The 15,573-nt window shown below is 33.9% G+C and carries 17 protein-coding genes; 11 read left to right on the top strand and 6 right to left on the bottom strand.

Features of this window, described 5'->3' with window-relative positions; genetic code table 11:
* Positions 1 to 33: 33 nt before the first annotated feature.
* Genes hflX through GM921_RS11275 form a run of 7 tightly spaced genes read left to right on the top strand, consistent with a single transcriptional unit; the run spans position 34 to position 5,200 of the window.
* Positions 34 to 1,227: a GTPase HflX gene (hflX, locus tag GM921_RS11305; RefSeq protein WP_182922747.1), complete on the top strand. Its 1,194-nt coding sequence runs from the start codon at positions 34 to 36 to the stop codon at positions 1,225 to 1,227.
* 24 nt (positions 1,228 to 1,251) lie between these two features.
* Positions 1,252 to 2,349, top strand: a complete 1,098-nt coding sequence (locus GM921_RS11300; protein ID WP_182922746.1) for an alginate lyase family protein — start codon at positions 1,252 to 1,254, stop codon at positions 2,347 to 2,349.
* Positions 2,350 to 2,404: 55 nt separating this feature from the next.
* On the top strand, positions 2,405 to 2,791 hold the full coding sequence (rbfA, locus tag GM921_RS11295) for a 30S ribosome-binding factor RbfA (protein ID WP_182922745.1): 387 nt from the start codon (positions 2,405 to 2,407) through the stop codon (positions 2,789 to 2,791).
* Positions 2,778 to 3,419, top strand: coding sequence for a PAQR family membrane homeostasis protein TrhA (gene trhA, locus GM921_RS11290; RefSeq protein WP_182922744.1), 642 nt, complete (start codon positions 2,778 to 2,780; stop codon positions 3,417 to 3,419). The genes rbfA and trhA overlap by 14 nt, the downstream gene beginning before the upstream one ends.
* Positions 3,419 to 4,126: a peptidoglycan DD-metalloendopeptidase family protein gene (locus tag GM921_RS11285; protein WP_182922743.1), complete on the top strand. Its 708-nt coding sequence runs from the start codon at positions 3,419 to 3,421 to the stop codon at positions 4,124 to 4,126. Before trhA ends, GM921_RS11285 begins: the two co-directional genes overlap by 1 nt.
* A 17-nt stretch (positions 4,127 to 4,143) precedes the next feature.
* Complete coding sequence (locus GM921_RS11280; protein ID WP_182922742.1) at positions 4,144 to 4,797, top strand: TonB family protein; 654 nt, start codon at positions 4,144 to 4,146, stop codon at positions 4,795 to 4,797.
* A 1-nt stretch (position 4,798) separates the two neighbouring features.
* Positions 4,799 to 5,200 (top strand): hypothetical protein, encoded by a 402-nt coding sequence (locus tag GM921_RS11275; RefSeq protein ID WP_182922741.1) that lies wholly within the window; start codon positions 4,799 to 4,801, stop codon positions 5,198 to 5,200.
* Here GM921_RS11275 and GM921_RS11270 read toward each other — a convergent pair.
* Positions 5,178 to 6,059, bottom strand: a complete 882-nt coding sequence (locus GM921_RS11270) for a diacylglycerol/lipid kinase family protein (RefSeq protein WP_182922740.1) — start codon at positions 6,057 to 6,059, stop codon at positions 5,178 to 5,180. The two genes, GM921_RS11275 and GM921_RS11270, sit on opposite strands and share 23 nt — an antisense overlap.
* A gap of 60 nt (positions 6,060 to 6,119) precedes the next feature.
* Between GM921_RS11270 and GM921_RS11265 the strand changes: the two genes are divergently transcribed.
* Entirely contained in the window at positions 6,120 to 7,100 is a 981-nt protein-coding gene (locus GM921_RS11265; RefSeq protein WP_182922739.1) for an App1 family protein, read from the top strand.
* 4 nt (positions 7,101 to 7,104) lie between these two features.
* Positions 7,105 to 7,506, top strand: coding sequence for an META domain-containing protein (locus GM921_RS11260; RefSeq protein WP_182922738.1), 402 nt, complete (start codon positions 7,105 to 7,107; stop codon positions 7,504 to 7,506).
* On the opposite strand, the gene GM921_RS11255 is transcribed toward GM921_RS11260, so the two are convergent.
* Positions 7,507 to 7,875 carry a YccF domain-containing protein gene (locus GM921_RS11255; protein WP_131551847.1) on the bottom strand — a complete coding sequence of 123 codons (369 nt, stop codon included), beginning with the start codon at positions 7,873 to 7,875 and terminating at the stop codon, positions 7,507 to 7,509.
* A gap of 56 nt (positions 7,876 to 7,931) precedes the next feature.
* Here GM921_RS11255 and aat point away from each other — a divergent pair, with 56 nt between their 5' ends.
* Positions 7,932 to 8,567 carry a leucyl/phenylalanyl-tRNA--protein transferase gene (aat, locus tag GM921_RS11250; protein WP_182922737.1) on the top strand — a complete coding sequence of 212 codons (636 nt, stop codon included), beginning with the start codon at positions 7,932 to 7,934 and terminating at the stop codon, positions 8,565 to 8,567.
* Here aat and GM921_RS11245 read toward each other — a convergent pair.
* From GM921_RS11245 to GM921_RS11235, 3 genes are all read right to left on the bottom strand, one after another.
* Complete coding sequence (locus GM921_RS11245) at positions 8,559 to 9,218, bottom strand: DUF2927 domain-containing protein (protein ID WP_182922736.1); 660 nt, start codon at positions 9,216 to 9,218, stop codon at positions 8,559 to 8,561. The genes aat and GM921_RS11245 overlap by 9 nt on opposite strands.
* A gap of 4 nt (positions 9,219 to 9,222) precedes the next feature.
* Positions 9,223 to 12,120 (bottom strand): DEAD/DEAH box helicase, encoded by a 2,898-nt coding sequence (locus GM921_RS11240; RefSeq protein WP_182922735.1) that lies wholly within the window; start codon positions 12,118 to 12,120, stop codon positions 9,223 to 9,225.
* A 102-nt stretch (positions 12,121 to 12,222) separates the two neighbouring features.
* The gene (locus tag GM921_RS11235; RefSeq protein ID WP_182922734.1) at positions 12,223 to 12,957 is read right to left on the bottom strand and encodes a hypothetical protein; all 735 of its coding nucleotides are present in this window, start codon (positions 12,955 to 12,957) and stop codon (positions 12,223 to 12,225) included.
* 281 nt (positions 12,958 to 13,238) lie between these two features.
* Here GM921_RS11235 and GM921_RS11230 point away from each other — a divergent pair, with 281 nt between their 5' ends.
* A complete protein-coding gene (locus GM921_RS11230; protein ID WP_182922733.1) occupies positions 13,239 to 13,880 on the top strand; it encodes a GIN domain-containing protein in 642 nt (213 codons plus the stop codon).
* A gap of 144 nt (positions 13,881 to 14,024) precedes the next feature.
* Here GM921_RS11230 and amaB read toward each other — a convergent pair whose 3' ends face one another.
* On the bottom strand, positions 14,025 to 15,566 hold the full coding sequence (gene amaB, locus GM921_RS11225; RefSeq protein WP_182922732.1) for an L-piperidine-6-carboxylate dehydrogenase: 1,542 nt from the start codon (positions 15,564 to 15,566) through the stop codon (positions 14,025 to 14,027).
* Positions 15,567 to 15,573: the final 7 nt, after the last annotated feature.

The raw sequence follows: 15,573 nt of genomic DNA, 5'->3' as shown, positions 1-15,573 counted from the left end.
ACGATGATAGATTTTGTATCTTTGTAACTATACATGGGAAAACAAAAAACATACGATACCGCCCTTAAACAAGAACGAGCGGTACTTGTTGGGGTGATTACACCTGGAGAAAAACCTGAACAAACAAAAGAATACTTAGACGAGTTGGCCTTTTTGGTTGATACGGCTGGCGGTGTTGTAGAAAAAAACTTCACGCAAAAAATGTTGAAACCTGATAGGGCAACATTCGTTGGAACAGGTAAATTAGAAGAAATACAGGCTTATGTAAAAGCTGAAGAAATAGATATGGTCGTTTTTGATGATGAATTATCGCCATCGCAACTGCGAAATATTGAACGGGAACTACAGGTTAAAATTTTAGATAGAAGTAATTTAATCCTCGATATTTTTGCTGGAAGAGCACAAACAGCACAAGCAAAAACACAAGTAGAATTAGCACAATTACAATATTTACTACCTCGTTTAACGCGTTTATGGACTCACTTAGAGCGTCAAAAAGGTGGTATTGGTATGCGTGGGCCAGGTGAAACACAAATTGAAAGTGATAGAAGGATGATTTTAGAAAAAATCTCTCTACTAAAAGAACGCTTGAAATTAATTGATCGCCAAAACGAAACGCAACGCAAAAACAGAACGCAATTAATTCGTGTGGCTTTGGTGGGTTATACCAACGTTGGTAAATCTACTATCATGAATATGTTGGCTAAATCTGAAGTGTTTGCAGAAAATAAATTGTTTGCTACGCTAGATACAACAGTCCGTAAAGTGGTGATAGAAAATGTTCCTTTTTTACTGTCAGATACCGTTGGATTTATTAGAAAACTACCTCACCATTTGGTAGAATGTTTTAAATCTACATTAGATGAGGTTAGAGAAGCGGATATTTTAATTCACGTAGTGGATGTTTCTCACCCAAATTTTGAAGACCAAATACATACGGTTAACGAAACTTTGAACGATTTAGGTGCAAGAGATAAAGATACCATCATGATATTTAATAAAATTGATGCGTATGTAACGCCAAAAACGGATGAATATAACGAAGAAGAAATTGCACCTTTAACTTTATCAGATTTCAAAAAAAGTTGGATGGCGCATCACAGTTCGCCTACTATTTTTATATCCGCCACGCGAAAAGAAAACATAGAAGAGTTTAAACAATTGTTGTACGATAAGGTTAAAGCCATACATACTTCAAGATATCCTTACGATAAGTTGTTATATTAGCAGAAACAATAGCCCATTTTTGTAATGAAGAAACTTATTCTTTTTAGCATTTTTTGCTTTTTATGTAGCGCATCCAAAGCTCAAGTTGTGAGTTTAAGTACAGCCGAATTAACAAAGTTGAAAGATCTGATTAATTCAGATAGTAAAGTTGAAATGTATTCGATAGACTTACTCCTAACCGCCAATGCATCGCTTACCGCAACTCCTAATCCAGCTGATACTATTTTAACTGAAGGCATTTTACAAGGCGATCCTCGTAAAATAAAAACAGCGAAATGTTTAGAGGATATGCAAAAGATTTACGCTTTGGCATTTGTTTACAAAATTACTGGCGACAAAAAATATTTAGATAAAACGAGTGAGTTTTTATTGGTTTGGGCGCAAAGAAATCAGCCACAAGGCAACCCAATTAATGATACAAATTTAGATCGAATTATTTTTGCATATGATTTAGTGAAAAGCGACTTAGCTACAGATGTAAATTCAGCAGTTATAAATTGGTTAAGCAAAGTGGCACTTCAAGAAATTAAAACCTATAATGAAAAGGTGAAAAGTAAGAGTGCAACTTATTTTAACAATTGGAATTCGCATCGCATTAAAGAAGTAGCAGAAGTTGCGTGGGCAATTAACGATGAACAATTGAAAACTTGGGTAATTGAGAATTATAAAAAACAGATTTCTAAAAATTTAATGCCTGATGGAAGCAGTCATGATTTCCATGAAAGAGATGCCTTACATTATCATATTTATGATGTAGATCCGTTAATGGTTGCGGCAACTATTTTGAAACGAGATGGCAAATTTGGTGAAAATCCGTATAGTTATAAATCACCAGAAGGAAATTCATTAAAAAACTCAGTTGATTGGTTAGTTCCATTTTTTACTGGTGAAAAAACACACGCTGAGTTTGTCAATTCTAAAGCAGCTTTTGACAAAAAAAGAGCAGCAAATGGAGAAAAGGGTTATATTGCAGGAACGCTGTTTAAACCACAAGAAGCGAAAACTAGTATAGCCTTAGCAAATTATTTCGACAAAGAGATGCTAACATTTTATCAAGCAAACATCAATGCTAAATTGAAATATCCAAGTTGGCAATTTGTATTAAACGAGGTAAAAAAATAAAATAATAGCTAGAATCGTCCTTCGACAAGTTCAGGATGACATAAGATAGAAGAATATGGAAAGTAAAAGACAACAGAAGTTTGCAGGATTATTACAAGAAGAGCTTGCGGCTATTTTTCAGCGTGAGGGAGCGGCTTACTTGCCCAATACATTAGTTACGATTACAAAAGTTCGCGTTTCGCCAGATTTGGCTGTGGCAAAAGTATATTTAAGCTTTTTAAACACAAATAACACTAGTCTTTCTGTAGCTACAGTTAATTCGCATGCCAGCGAAATTAGATATAAATTGGGTTCACGCATTCGTCACCAGGCGAGAGTTATACCAACGCTTTCTTTTTTTGTTGATGATACCAACGAATATGTAGAGCACATGGATAAAATTTTTAATAAAATTGCCAAAGAACGTAAGGATACCGACGAAGAAAACGATGAGCAACACTAAGTATATCCGCGAACCAGGAAATTTTTTTACTCACATTGTTCCAGCGCTTTTAGCAATTCCGGGATTATACCTTTTACTACAAAAATCACATACTTATTTTGAGTATACGGCAGCTTATATTTATGGTATCGGTATTCTAATTTTATTTGGTGTAAGCGCAACATATCATAGTGTACCTAAAACAGAATACGGCATTCGGTTTTGGCAAAAATTTGATCATTGCTGCATTTATTTAATGATTGCAGGTTCTTTTACGCCAACTGCATTACTCATTTTCGATGGCTGGTTGCGTTGGTTATTATTCGGATTAGTTTGGCTGATTGCCTTAATTGGCTGTTTATTGAAAATATTTAATCGTTTAAAAAGCCAGGCGTTATCTACAGGTTTGTATATCGGTATGGGTTGTTTGGTAATTCCTTTTCTGCAAAAAATGTTGCAAGTTTTGCCAACTGCAGCAATTGTATGGTTAATTATTGGCGGTGTATTTTACGTTGGCGGCACTTATTATTATGCGAAGGATAAACCCTTAAATAGATTTTTTCATAGTCATGAATTATGGCATGTGTTTGTGAATTTTGGTGCGCTTTCGCATTTTATTTACAACTACGTTTACGTTTTTAATGTGTGATGAATCCCTTACAAAAACTTCAAGTTTTTTTAAATAATCCGATAAATAAAATTGGAAAAGTGGTTGATTTCGAGCCATCAACAGCTACATTATTGCCTTTCGATTTTACCGCAAACAATTCAGAATTAACAACCGAAATTTTAGCAAATACTAATTTTTTTTCCCTTTGGGTAGATGAAAAGTTAGCTAAAAATAACGCTAAATATGGAATTGGAGGTTATAACGAACACCGCACAATTTATAGTAGAAGCGCTCATTTTGATACTGTTGAAGAACCAAGAAGATTACATTTAGGCATTGATATTTGGGGGCCAGCAGAAACGCCGATTTATAATTTTTACGATGCAAAAGTGCACAGTTTTCATTTCAACAATAATTTTGGAGATTACGGCGCAACCGTAATTTTGCAATATCAATTGGATGATTTGACTTTGTATGCACTTTATGGTCATTTAAGTTTAGCATCGTTAACAGGTTTACAAGAAGGTCAATTTATCCCGAGAGGAAAACATTTTGCCAGTTTTGGCATTGCAGCAGAAAATGGATATTGGCCGCCACACCTGCATTTTCAACTAATGTTTGACATGGAAGGGAAAAAAGGCGATTATCCTGGGGTTTGTCAATTTTCTAATCGTGAGGTTTATTTACAAAACTGTCCCGATCCAAAATTAATTTTGCAGCATACTTTTACATCGGCTTTACCTTAAAATGCGTAAATTTAAATATGTTCAAAATTGCAGTAGCTTTTCTTCTGTTAATTTCTGTTTCAGTTAAGGCGCAAGAACCTCAGCTAAAGGGTGGATTATCATCTTTTTTAACTGAAAATAAAATCTATCCACCATATTCCTTAAACAATTGCATACAGGGAACTGTGACTATTGGTTTTAAATTAAATTCTAAAGGCAATGTTTATTATTCGGTAGTTAACAAAGGAATTGGAACAGATTTAGATGATGAAGCGCTACGATTAATTAGAATGACGAACGGAAAATGGATCGTTCCATTAACATATGATACGACAACTTTAGTGGTGGTTCCTGTTAATTTTTCATTGACTGGCTACAATTGTGATCGAAAAGATAAAAAGGAAATCGCCCTAGCCATTCAGGCGTATAAAGACGAAGAGGAATTGACCAATGTTGTGCTCAATTTTTATCGAAATAAAGAAAAAGGAAATTATAAACCAGAGGATGAATTGAGAGTTTTACAAATTAAATCAGATTTGAGAATTGATGATGAATATTTAGATGATAAAGTTAAATCTGGGCTTAAAAAACAAAAGCAAGGCGATATACAAGGTGCTTGCGAAGATTTTAATTTTGTGAAATATATGGGCTCTGATAAAGCAAATGATTGGCTCTTAAAATACTGTAAATAATATGCGCTTACTTTTTCGTTCGCTTGCTTTTTTAGATTTAATATCACTTGTTTTTATGGGAATGCAATTGTGGAATATTGCAAATCACTACAACGAAATGCCTAACCAACTTTCCGTAAAAATAGAATCTCTATTAATGTTTCCGATGTTTTTATTAGTTTTGGTTGGTGCTTATGGATTGTTTTTCACAAAGAAATTCGGTTTTATACTCTACTACATTCAATTTCCTTTTAGATTATATTTATGGGTTTTCACTGTCGGATTTATAACCCTTTTACCCGAAGCACTTGATAATTTCGAAGATAAATGGCCTAATATCCTGCTAAAAGTCTGCATTATGACAGAGTTTATTAGGTTGTATTTAACTATAAAAGGACAACTTAAACTGAAGGGCCAGCAATAATATATATAGCTTTTGAAATTAGCTTTGCCTCTATTTCATTAACTTTTCCTATGTATTCACCATCAACCTGAAAATGGACTTTATGTTTTGTGATTATTTTTAGACTAGAAACCTGAAAACTTTCAATCTTTTTAGGATTCCAAGGTAATTTGCTAATCCATATTTTAAGAATTTCCATCACAGCATATTCTTTTACCAAAATAATTTCAAAAAGAGCGTCGTCTAGCTTCCCATCAGGATTTATTTGTAAACCAGAACCATATTGTGTGGCATTTGCAATGGCAACCATCGCGGCTTTCTGTTTAATTAATTTCTTTCCAATTTTAAACTCAACATCCATTTTTCGATGATACCAAAAGGCATGCCATGTGGCTTTCGCATACGTCCACATTCCACGTTCCTGTAATTCATCAAATTTTTTAACCAAATACGCATTAAATCCAATATCAGCCAAATGGATACACAATTCACCATTAATTAGAATAGCATGAATTTGTTTTGGTTTACCACTTATTGTTAAGGTTAAAGACTCTTGTATTTCCAATGGAATTCTCAATTCCTTAGCCATTCCATTAGCAGAACCTGCCGGGATAATTCCGATAGGTGTGCCTGTTTCCAATAAACATTCTGCTACAAGTTTTAAAGTCCCGTCTCCACCAACGGCAATTACACGATCTGCTTTTGATTGTTTGATAGTTTCTTTTAAATCAACAATTGCAAAATCTTTTGGCAATTCATAAATCTCAAAAGTTTCTTCTTTAGCTTTAAAAAATGACTTTATTTCTTTTTTAAAATCAATAGTGTGATTACCAGAGCCAGGGTTTACAATAAAGAGCAGTTTTTGAATTTTCGATTTCACAGATGGTTTATTATGTCTTCCTTACAAACAACTTATGCTAAACTCTGTTTTAATTATATCATGAATAACGCTACAAGTGTAAAAGTATATCACGGTTACGGCCACACACACAATTTAGTTGTTTATGGACATGTGTTTAAATTTAAAGCAAAAACCACGCAAAATTTTAGCATTAATCTTTTCGTAAATATTGTTCATCTCTTTAAACTTTTTGTGGTTAAGCCTTATGCTTTTGCAAGAGTTAGATTAAATTTTTACGAGCAAATTGTGTATCAGAAAGCAGAATACGATGGCTTTTTTAAGTTTGAATGGAAAGCAGAGAAAGATGTTTCGGCAGGTTGGCATTCGGTGAAAGTTGAGGCGCTAAATGACGATAACGATGAAGTTATCGCCGAAGCAGAAGGAAAAATATTTGTGCCGCACATTACTCAATATGCTTTCATTTCTGATATTGATGATACCATTATGATTTCTCATTCTGCTACAATTGCGAGGAGATTACGAGAGCTTTTTATAAAAAATCCGCGTACGCGAAAAACGTTTCCATCTGTACAAAAACATTATCAATTATTAGCAAAAGCACATACAGAAATCGACCAACCAAATCCGTTTTTCTACGTGTCGAGTAGCGAATGGAATTTGTATGATTATTTAGTCGAAACCTTTCGTTTTAACCAATTGCCAGAAGGGGCTTTTTTGTTAAATCAGCTGAAAAGATGGAAAAGCTTAATTAAAACTGGCAAAACCGAACACGAGGGGAAATTGTTAAGAGTAATGCGAATTATTGATGCCTTTCCAAACCAACAATTTGTTTTTTTTGGAGATAATTCACAGCAAGATCCAGCTATTTATCATGCAATTGCAGAAAAATATCCACTAAATATTGCTGCGGTTTATATTAGAAATATCAGACCAGAAAGACAGGCTTACACAGAAAAATTATTAGAAAAAATAGAGCAAAAACAAATAAAAACTTGTTTATTTACACATAGTGATGAAGCAATTGCGCACTCAAAAAAAATCGGATTAATTAAATTATAGAGTTATGAAAAGAATATTTTTAGGATTTATCCTCGTAATTGCAATGCAAGCTTGTTCAGAAAAGCTAGGAATGAATAATGTTGCTAATTCCAAGTGGGTTTTAAGCGAATGGCCAGGGCAAATAATGCCCAACACTACAAAAAAAGCAACTTTAAACTTTGATACAGACAATAAAGTAAGTGGCAAATCTTTTTGTAACGGCTTTGGAGGGATGGTTACAATTGATGGCGATAAAATAAAATTTAGCGAATTAATAGGTACAATGATGTATTGTGAAGATGTTGGTCAGGCAGAAGGTAAATATACTGAAGGTTTAAGAACTGCCAATTCATTTAAAATAGTAAGCGGAAAATTACAACTTTTAAAAGATGGTCAATTGGCAATGGTTTTTACAAAAACAGAGTAGTTAACTAATCGATTTCCCGAAGGGAGAAAAGGCTAAATTCATCAGCTTAAAATGTTGTAACCCAAAGGGGATGCCCACAATTGTGATGCAAAATAACAGGCCAAAAATTAAGTGAGTTAGTACAATCCAAATTCCGCCAAATACTAGCCAAATAATATTCATGATGGTTGATAAACAACCAATATTTGAGGAGGTATCGGTTATTTTAACGCCAAATGGTGCTAAACCAACTATGGCAAATTTAAAACATTGAATGCCAAACGGGATGCCGACAATGGTTAGGCATAAAACTAATCCGCCAAAAATATATTGAAAGAATATAAAAATTCCACCAAAAATAACCCAGATAATGTTGCCTATAAAACTCATGTTTTTAAGACAGGAGCGAAGGATTTTTGTTACAATTCAATTTGTTATAATTGCACATGGTTTTCAGATTACTCGATGATGAAATAATTTTTCCAAATACTGCTTTAGCAGACCCAGATGGATTATTAGCCATTGGTGGCGATTTAAGTGTAGAACGGTTGCTTTTAGCTTATCAAAGTGGAATATTTCCTTGGTTTAGTGAAGATGATCCTATTTTGTGGTACGCTCCTTATGAACGTTGTGTAATTTATCCCGATAGGATTAAAATTAGCAAAAGCATGCGCAAGGTTTTACAAGCTGAAGTTTTTGAAATTACAGTTAATCAGGCATTTGATAAGGTAATTGAAAATTGTGCAAAAACACCAAGAGTTGGGCAAGATGGCACTTGGATAACCAATGATATGCAAAAAGCCTATTTAAATTTACATAAAAAAGGTTTGGCACATAGTATAGAAGTTTGGCAGGATGAAAAATTAGTAGGCGGTTTATATGGCGTTAAAATAAACACGGTTTTTTGCGGAGAAAGTATGTTTAGTTTGGTAAGTAATGCATCAAAAGTTGCCTTAATTCATTTGAGTAAAAATATAGGTTTTGAGTTAATCGATTGCCAATTACCAAACGAACATTTAATGAGTTTGGGTGCAGAAATGATTAGTAGAAAGAAGTATTTATCGATGCTAGGCTCACTTTAAAATCTCATCAACTTGATCTCTTGTCATACCAGGTTTAATTGCTGGTAAATACAAAGCAGAGATAATATGGATATCAAAAGCTTCAATTTTAATATCGTTGCTATTCTTAATGGTGAAAACACTACTAGGTGCAAACTCAGAACTGTTTGAAAATCCAATGCATTTAACAATGTTTTTTTTGATTGCATTTTTAATATTTGCTCTAGTGCCAAATTTTTTGGTGTTAATTAAACCTTGACCCCAATAAACTTCACCATTCTTGGTTGTTCTTATTCTGTATGATCCTATTGCTTCTAATGGTTTATTTGTTGCAGTATACGCTTGAAAATCTTCTGGTTTTTCTCCAAAAACTAGCATAAAATTTTCTTCAGATTCATTAGATGCTTTTTTAATATCAAGTGGAGTTATTTTCTTTAACAAATTGAAAAACGAATCGACTTCTTTAACAATATAAGCAGATGTATCGCCATAAATTTTATATCGAATAGGTTTTACCCATTTAGATAATGTTTCATATTCTCCAACCTGTTTTCTCTTATACACTAGCTCATCGAAAACTGTTTTTTCGTTTTCTGTTAATTTCTGTGCAAAGGAATTTAAGCTCGAAATAATTAGCAAAAATAGAATGAATTTTATTTTTGAAATTTTCATAAATCTAATTTAATAACTCCTTAATATCATCTTTACTTAAAGATTTAAAGAAACTTTCTTCAGTAGTAATTAACGAGTTTGCTAAAGATTTCTTACGTCTTTGCAGGGCAAGAATTTTCTCTTCAACAGTATCTTTTGAAATAAATTTATAGATGAAAACCTTTTTATCCTGACCAATTCTGTGCGTTCTATCTATGGCTTGTTGTTCAACAGCTGGGTTCCACCACGGATCTAAAATGAAAACATAATCTGCTTGTGTTAAATTTAAGCCAACACCACCAGCTTTTATAGAAATTAAAAACACTTTTAAATCTTTATTTTCTTGAAATTCTGCTACGATTTCCCCTCGATTTTTAGTTCCGCCATCCAAATAAGCAAAAGGAATTTCTTCCTTCTCAAAACAATTTTTAAATATGGTGAGATGTTTTACAAACTGAGAAAAAATCAAAACTTTATGACCACCTTTTAAAACATTATCTAAGGTATGCATTACGTTTTTGAACTTGCCCGAATCAGAATCATATTCTTCATCTATCATCACAGGATGATTTGCTAACTGCCTCAACGCGGTTAAACCTTGCAACAACTGAATTTGTTTTTTTGCGTATGTTCCATTATCCATGCTGGTTAACAAATCATTTCTATATGCCGATTTAGTTTTTTCGTAATACGCAGCTTGGTCTTCCGTCATATCGCAATAATAAATTTGCTCTGTTTTTGGAGGAAGTTCTGCCGCTACTTGTTCTTTCGTTCTACGTAAAACAAAAGGCTTAATAATCGCTTGTAATTTTCTTGCTTTTTCTTCGTCTTTGCGTTTTTCAATTGCCTGTACATATTCTTCATTAAAAAAAGATTGTGTACCCAATAATCCAGGATTTAAGAAGGTAAGTTGTGTCCATAAATCGGCAACAGAATTTTCTACAGGCGTACCACTTAAAACCAATTTATGCCTTGATTTTAACACTCTAACTGCTTTGAAAGACTTAGAAGATGGGTTTTTTATATTCTGACTTTCATCTAAAATAATATAGTTGAAATAGAATTTGCTAATTATTTCCACATCAACACGAGTAATACCGTAGGTTGTAATTACGACATCGTACTTATCGAAAAGGCTAATGTCTTTATTGCGAAAAGTACCTGTATGTGCGTGGATTTTAAGTTTTGGTGTAAATTTTTTCGCTTCGTTTAACCAGTTGTAAATCAATGAAGTTGGCATGATAATTAGCGAAGTGCTATGCGTCCCGTTTTGCTCATCTTCTTCCTTCAATTTCTGCAACATCGCCAACGTTTGAATGGTTTTACCCAAACCCATGTCATCTGCAAGGCAACCACCGAAATTATATTCACGTAAAAAACTAAACCAATTATAACCCGCTTTCTGATAATGTCGCAAATCTCCTTTAAAATTTACTGGCATTTGTGTATCAGCAATGTGCTCGAAATCATTTAAGCGTTGCAGCTTTCTATCTAACGTTACATTGGCTAAACTATCTTCAGCTAAATCATTAATTAACCCAATGTGATGTTTTTTCAGTTTCAGGTTTTTACCGCCATCGGCTAAGCTAAACAAGCTGCTGTATTGTGTAAACCATTTTTCTGGAATGATAGCGATATCTCCATCAGGTAAAATAAATTCTCTTTTTTTATGAAGAATATGTTGTTTTAACGCGATAAACGGAATTGGATGAACACCAAAATATACAATTGCATTAATATCAAACCAGTCGTTATCTTCCTTAATTTCGAAGTCAATTTTATTTGCGCCAAAAACAAAACGCTTACTACTGCTCGCTTGTTCAATCTCAAAACCTTGTTCTTGTAAAGTTTCAATATGTTCGTTTACCCAAGTAATTATCGCATAAGCTGGATTGTCATTCTCACTTAAATTGGGTAATTCTAAATGATGAAAAAGTGCACTTATTTTTTTTAATCCTAAGTTTTGCAAGATGGAAAATTTCTGTTTTTCCCAATCGCTATTTCGCTTAATGCGAGTAAACGTATAATTGTCGTCCTCTTTATTTAAACGAACGGTAACTTTATGCTCATTGCCCATTGCAAAAGCATAGCTTCCGTATTTAAAATAAAGTTGAATTTGTGAAATACCACCATCAACATAAATAACTTTTATTACTGCTGTCGGATCATGTTTTTCCGTTTTAATTTCAAATCCTTCTGCATACACATGATGTTTTTCTATCAGCGGAGCTACAAATTTTTCGAAATAAGTTTCTTCTGTAGCTTTTGGAATAGCGATGTAACGTTTATTTAAAAATGGAACAAATTTCTTTCCTTCTATATCTCCTTCAAAGCAGTAAAGCACATCATTTAACAACATCCAAGCAGGCTGATTGCACACAACTTGTGCATCTTTAAACATAAAATCAATACGTAAACCTTGATATTTTATCGTTGGAAAATAGCGGGTTTCAGTTTCTCCTCGTCTAAAATGGAAAAGTACAGTTGCTGGTTCGGTTGCCAAATCAATTTTTCGCTCTGCCGGCCAACCATCTTTATCCATTAAATATAAACCATCTTTTATTTTAAGGATTTCGAGAACTTCTGCTAGTTTCTTTTCAATTTTTGGGCGAACGCTATCGTAAAACTTTTCGTCGTAAAATTTACTGAAGAATTCAAAAGGTCTTATTGCCTTTTTATGGTACTTTTTGATGATGTAATCTTGCTCTGTATCATCTAAAATTTTGATTAATTTAAAATCAACCTCTGTTAAATGTTTCGAAAATTCTTTAGCAGTATGTGTAAATAAACGCTGATAAGTTAAAGAAAAATCGCCCTGCGGATTAAGTTGTACAATATGAGGTTCAATTAAATAGCCTAAAAACTCATGCTTACATAAGGAATATACGATTTTGCAAGGTTTGGAACTATTTACGCGTAACATTGGTTAAGGGCTAAAAGAAAGAAAAGATAAGCAGCTAAAAATTTCTAAACTTACAGTAAATAGTTGTGTAATCAAAAATTTGATGGATGATTTTGAGTTTTTCTACTCGACCAAAGTTCTTACTGTTTCTTTAACAATCCACTTTCCATCGATTTTTTCTAAGCTGCTATAGCCAGCGCCATATGCGTATTGAAAAATTACCACTGCTTTTTGCATTGAGGAATCAATTTGGAGATTCAATACTGAAGGAAAAGTAATGACATAACCACCATCTCCACCTTTAAACATACCATGAGATATGGTAATTTCATTTTTCAGAAAATTGTTTTTGCTGTCTTTTTTCGGAGTTGAATAGAACTTTCGTGTAAAAAAGTCTTTAAATATTTTTTCGTATTGATTAGAAAGATAGACGCACCTTTTATTCGTTTCAATATTAGGGTTAAAATTCACGATAGAATCTATCTTTAATTTGTTTTTCCCAACTGGGATTTCATGTTCATCTTTTATAAAAACATCTATTACTTGATACTTTATTTGATTTTGTAATACCCAATATTTAGGACGGTCGTAATTAAATTGATCTCCATGAACGATTGGAAGAACAACCAATGGATTATAGAAAGATTTATAAATGGCATAAACCTCCTGTTGCAATGCCGACAACTTATCTAATTCTGATATGGTTATTGGTTTGATTTCGTTTTCCCAATTGGCAAAGAAGTTATTGAGCATTTTATGGGAGTTCTGTTCATACGCTTTTTCCAATTGCAAAGGTTGGTTTTGAGCAAATACCTTTACAGTAATTAGGAGTAAAATAATAAAGCAGATTTTTTTCATACGAACCAATATACGAGTATAATGCTTCGATAACTCAAAATACTGATTGTAAATTTTAAGTATTACAATAAACCGATAACTAATGAACCAATTTCCCATTGCTGTTCGTCGAAAAATTACAGCCGTTCGTCGTGAGTTACTTGCTCATGGTCTAAAAGGAGAGAAAGCACTGCAACTTTTTTGATGTGTTGGCGTCTTAATTACGAAGCCTGCCAGCAAGGGCTAGCAGAAAAATAAAAATTATAAACATCAGACAAACAATTATTTAAAATATTAAGGATATGAAAACTTCTATTAAAAACCTATTCGCAGCAGCATTAACACTAGTAGTATTAACCAGTTCTGCATTCGCATCAACAGATGTAAAAGAAAACAATGTTACTATCTTAAATCAGGTAAAAAACATTAATAAAATTGTAGTAAGCGGTAACGTTGAAGTAATATTGGTACAGGCGCCAACTGAAAGCGTAAAAGTGTACGATAGCTATTACTCAAAAAATGCTTTAGTGCAACAAGAAAACGGTGTATTACGCATCAGTTCTTTTCAAAAAGAAACTTTAACTGTAGCGGTTTATGTACGTAACCTTTCTTCAATTGAAGGTGGCGATAACTCATCTATTAAAACTTATGGTAAAGTTAATTTCTTAAGCTTAGATGTGATTTTAAAAGATAAAGCAACTGCTGATATCAATGCAACTACGGTTAATTTATCTACTTCGGTAAAAGATGACGCAAGCTTAAAATTGGGCGGTTCAACTACAGATTATTATGCAGTTTTAAGCTCGAATGCGAAATTAAATATGGGTTGTTTTGTAGCTGAAACTTCAAGTGTTAATTCTACTGCGCCGATCTACGCAAAAGTAACCACAGTTAAAAAACCAACTTTAGAAAGTATTATACTAATTGATGAGTTGGCTAAGTAGGTCTATATAAAGCTGAAAGCAAAAAGACTAAGCAAAAATTATAACTCCATCATATATCTAAAAAAGAGTGCCGACCTAAAGTTAGCACTCTTTTTTGCATTATGCCCCCTCTCTTCTGGAGAGGGGATGAAGGGGTGAGGCGGGTTACAAATCAAATTTAATCCCTTGCGCTAAAGGCAATGTATTCGCATAATTTATGGTGTTAGTTTGTCTGCGCATGTAAGCTTTCCAAGCATCAGAACCACTTTCTCTACCGCCACCAGTTTCTTTCTCTCCGCCAAAAGCACCGCCAATTTCTGCACCCGAAGTACCGATGTTTACGTTAGCAATACCGCAATCAGAACCTTGAGCTGATAGAAACTGTTCAGCTTCTCTTAAATTCAAGGTCATAATTGCTGATGATAACCCTTGCGGAACACCATTTTGCAAAGCGATAGCTTCATCTAATTCTTTGTATTTTATCAAATATAAAATTGGCGCAAAAGTTTCATGCTGAACAATTTTATATTCATTTTTAACTTCAGCAATACAAGGTTTTACATAACAGCCGGAAGTATAATCAGCACCACTTAAAACACCACCTTCAACAAGAAAATTTCCGCCTTCGGCTTTGCATTTTTCAATAGAATCTAAATAGCTCGCAACGGCATCAGTATCAATTAATGGGCCAACGTGATTGTGTTGATCTAATGGATCTCCAATTCGTAATTGACCGTAGGCTTTAACTAATTTAGCGGTAAACGCATCATACACACTTTCGTGAATAATTAACCGACGGGTAGAAGTACAACGCTGTCCTGCTGTACCAACTGCGCCAAATACAGCGCCAATAATCGACATATCTAAATCTGCATCTTTCGAAATAATAATGGCATTATTCCCGCCTAATTCTAATAAACTTCTACCTAAACGAGCACCAACTGCAGCGCCAACGGCTTTACCCATTCTCGTAGAACCTGTAGCAGAAACTAATGGAATTCTAGAGTCATTACTTAGTAATTCGCCTACTGCTCTATCTCCAATAACTAAATTAGAAACGCCTTCCGGTACATCATTAGCCGCTAAAACTTTTTCTACAATACGTTGACAAGCAATAGCGGTTAAAGGTGTCTTTTCTGATGGTTTCCAGATACAAACATTGCCGCAAACCCAAGCCAAAGCCGTATTCCAGCTCCAAACCGCAACAGGGAAATTAAATGCCGAAATAATTCCAACAATTCCTATCGGATGCCATTGCTCATACATACGATGATTTGGTCGTTCACTATGCATGGTTAACCCATATAACTGACGTGATAAACCTACTGCAAAATCGCAGATGTCAATCATTTCTTGTACTTCACCAAATCCTTCTTGCAAACTTTTGCCCATCTCGTAAGAAACCAACGTGCCCAAAGCTTCCTTGTTTGCTCTTAACGCTTCACCGAATTGGCGCACCATTTCTCCTCTTTTTGGAGCAGGTACTGTTCGCCAGTGTAAAAAAGCTTTTTGCGCAGTTTCAACTACTGTATTATAATCTTTTGCAGAAGCAACTTGTACCGATGCTATTTTTTGGCCATCTACTGGAGAATGGCTTTCAATAATTTTTTCGCTAGCTGTTTTGCCCCAATTACTGCCTGTGCTGTAGGCCGGATTACTATTTTCAATTCCTAATTGTTTTAAAACAGCGTTGATATTTGTTTTCATGTGATGA

This window comes from Pedobacter planticolens (assembly GCF_014172375.1).
GTDB lineage: Bacteria > Bacteroidota > Bacteroidia > Sphingobacteriales > Sphingobacteriaceae > Pedobacter > Pedobacter planticolens.
The sequence above is the reverse complement of the archived record's forward strand: the minus strand, read 5'-3'. Positions and strand labels throughout refer to the sequence as shown.